Annotated in this window: 4 protein-coding genes; 3 read left to right on the plus strand and 1 reads right to left on the minus strand. The window is 32.1% G+C overall.

Features of this window, described 5'->3' with window-relative positions; translation table 11 throughout:
* From HMPREF0083_RS05680 to HMPREF0083_RS05690, 3 genes are all read left to right on the plus strand, one after another.
* The coding region (locus HMPREF0083_RS05680) for a hypothetical protein (RefSeq protein WP_040301627.1) at positions 1–302 on the plus strand (302 nt) is incomplete at its 5' end.
* A gap of 105 nt (positions 303–407) precedes the next feature.
* Positions 408–779: a hypothetical protein gene (locus HMPREF0083_RS05685; RefSeq protein WP_021620178.1), complete on the plus strand. Its 372-nt coding sequence runs from the start codon at positions 408–410 to the stop codon at positions 777–779.
* A gap of 332 nt (positions 780–1111) precedes the next feature.
* Positions 1112–1582 (plus strand): SMI1/KNR4 family protein, encoded by a 471-nt coding sequence (locus HMPREF0083_RS05690; RefSeq protein ID WP_021620179.1) that lies wholly within the window; start codon positions 1112–1114, stop codon positions 1580–1582.
* A gap of 429 nt (positions 1583–2011) precedes the next feature.
* On the opposite strand, the gene HMPREF0083_RS05695 is transcribed toward HMPREF0083_RS05690, so the two are convergent.
* Positions 2012–2635 (minus strand): hypothetical protein, encoded by a 624-nt coding sequence (locus HMPREF0083_RS05695; RefSeq protein WP_021620180.1) that lies wholly within the window; start codon positions 2633–2635, stop codon positions 2012–2014.
* Positions 2636–2700: the final 65 nt, after the last annotated feature.

Genomic DNA, 2700 nt, shown 5'->3' on the forward strand with positions numbered 1-2700 from the left:
TAGTGAAAAAGGTAAGAAAGCCAATTATCCTCGTAATTTATGGTAGCCCAACGAGTGTTACCTACTCTAGGAAAGTAATTGGATTGGTTGACAGAAAATGGCTAGAGGAAAATATTGAGAGTTATATAGAACAGATTCCCGTTTTGGAACCAGATGATGAAGAATGGAAAAATAGAAGAGTTGCTGAATTATATGTTCAATTAGAATTTAAAAAGTTATTAAATAGTCATTTATCTTTCTGTAGTAATCATGATTCATTAGAAATAAGAGAAATTGCTGAGGATTACAGATTTTCTAATTAAAAAAGAGACTTAGCCCATTTTAAAACTTACTTAACACAAAAAGCAACTACATTTGTAGTTTGTAGTAGTTTTTTGCTTTTGGTCTAAAGGGAGGCTTCAATAAAGGTGAAGACAAAATATCTAGATATTGTATTACTAGAAGACTTACTTTTTGTAGATTTAGTAAAAAAAATAGAAAAAGTTTTTAATGTTTCATTACCCTATAAAAATAAAAAAGGACGATATATAGCAGAAGGCCAAAAAAGCAGATATAAAATAAAACTTATTGATAGATTTGATGATCTTAGTGAACTTTTGTGTGATGATCATCATATACTAACTCTTAGTATACCTTTTGAAGTAGAGTTTAATTACATTGTAATAGAAAATGAAGTAGTAAAGCTATTAAAAAATTACGATATAAAATGGAAATTTGGAGTTTGGACAGGTCCAAGTGAACCTTCAGACAAGCCTAGGAGGAAAATTTTTCCCTTATAAAAAAAGGATTTTGTAGGATTGCCTTGCCTTCGTAATGTTTTCTATCTTGAAACAAGGTTTTTTAGCCTTATGAGGTTGCAACACATAAAATAATAATATAAATTGTCAATCTTGATGATCCTAGACAGCAGGGGGGACTTATCGGAGTAATTTAGAGAAAAAGGTAAATTTCTGTCCAAAAGAAGGACCAGATCTTCTGACTATAATTGTATGCCGAAAAAATAAATTTGATGATGGATGGTGATATACCTAATGGAGCACTAATAAATTCAAGGAGAAAGGGATAATACAAAAAATCCCAAATTGTGTTGAATGTTGATTAGGAGGAAATTATGAGAAAAATAAAATTCATAAGTAGATATAATAAACGACCAGTGTTAGAGGATGATTTTGTTAAGTTAGAAAAAACTCTAGAAAAAAAGTTGCCAGATTCTTATATTGAATTTTATAAACTTTCAAATGGTGGGGTACCAGAAGAAAATACTATCTATGACGAAGATGAAGAAGTATTTAATATCAGCTTTTTATATCCACTATTGGCAAAAGAAACAGAAAATACAATTCCTCAAAATGTATTTTTTATGATTAAACAGCATGTTTTGGGGGATAAGTTATATATTCCTTTTGGGGAAGACGGATCAGGTAACATATTATATTTGGATTTTAATTTCAATGAACCCACAGTTTGTGCATGTTTTTTTGATGAGCCGGATGAAGAAGCCGGATTGCCATATACTCACATTGATATTGCTGAAAATCTATTCGAGTTTCTTGAAATGCTCGAAGAATACAGAGGAGAATAGTTTTGTTCAAATGGGCTTTTTTCTAAATTGATTTGAATTAGTAACCTTTACATATATCAATTATAATTCGCATAACATATTGAAATAAGTAACTTTTTCTGTGTAAACTGATTTGGATGGAAATGATTAAGTTACCTTATTCAATAAAACACCTAGACTTTTTAAATTTTAAATAGGGTTCTAGGTGTTTTTACTTATTGTGTAATTGTGTTGATGGCAATTAAGGTTATGCACTAATTTCTGTATAACCACAGCTTTGCATGGAGTGGCAGAAACTCATGCCCGTAGAGGCTCCATGTCAAGCGACTTTGCCAATGCATAAAAACACGATTTGATGAGTTCCCTTAATTGTCGTTTTATACAATTTTTAGTTGCCAAATACATCAAAAGCTCTCGTTCTCCGTTCAATCAACTTGTGTTAGTAGCAACCTATTTCACGTCCAGATTGAACCACTTACAATATTTCAAAAACAACATTTCTTTATGATAATCGTCAACCATCCAAAGTGCTTTTTTAAAAGAGCACTTATAAAAGTCTAACAAATCAGTTTCGATGGATTGCAATTTTTTTATTAAGTCATCTCTACTGTATTCGATATAATACATTTTCCGTATTTCTTTCTCGGTTACGTCTTTCCTCATTACACCAGAAAAATCGTCAGACCAGATCCTTACCGTATTATCTATGTATTCTACGGATGGGAAAGGGTTGTGACCAAGCCATACACCCTCCTTGCTTATAACCGCTTCGAGTACGTCCCTCCAATTCTCAAGTCCACAACAACAGCTCGGAAGTATCACTTTATTTTTGTCCTCAAAGGTGATTCCACCACGTATTACAACTTCATCTGTGGCTATGAGTTCATTCAATACATCTGTAGGGTCTCTAGCCACATCCACGTCGTTATATCCACATAGCAACGTAAAAAATAAGACCGCATCATCTATCGAAGATAATTTGGAAAGAACAACGTTTTCCCGATATTCAGCTTTTGATAACCAGGAAGGCTGATCAAAATAGGGATCTTGTATTATTGCGCTAACTTTCACCATTACTTTTAACTCCTAATGATTTTTAATATCTAACTAGACTTGCCCAAAATTTGATACAAAATTTA

This window comes from Aneurinibacillus aneurinilyticus ATCC 12856 (genome assembly GCF_000466385.1).
In the GTDB taxonomy this organism is placed as follows: Bacteria; Bacillota; Bacilli; order Aneurinibacillales; family Aneurinibacillaceae; genus Aneurinibacillus; species Aneurinibacillus aneurinilyticus.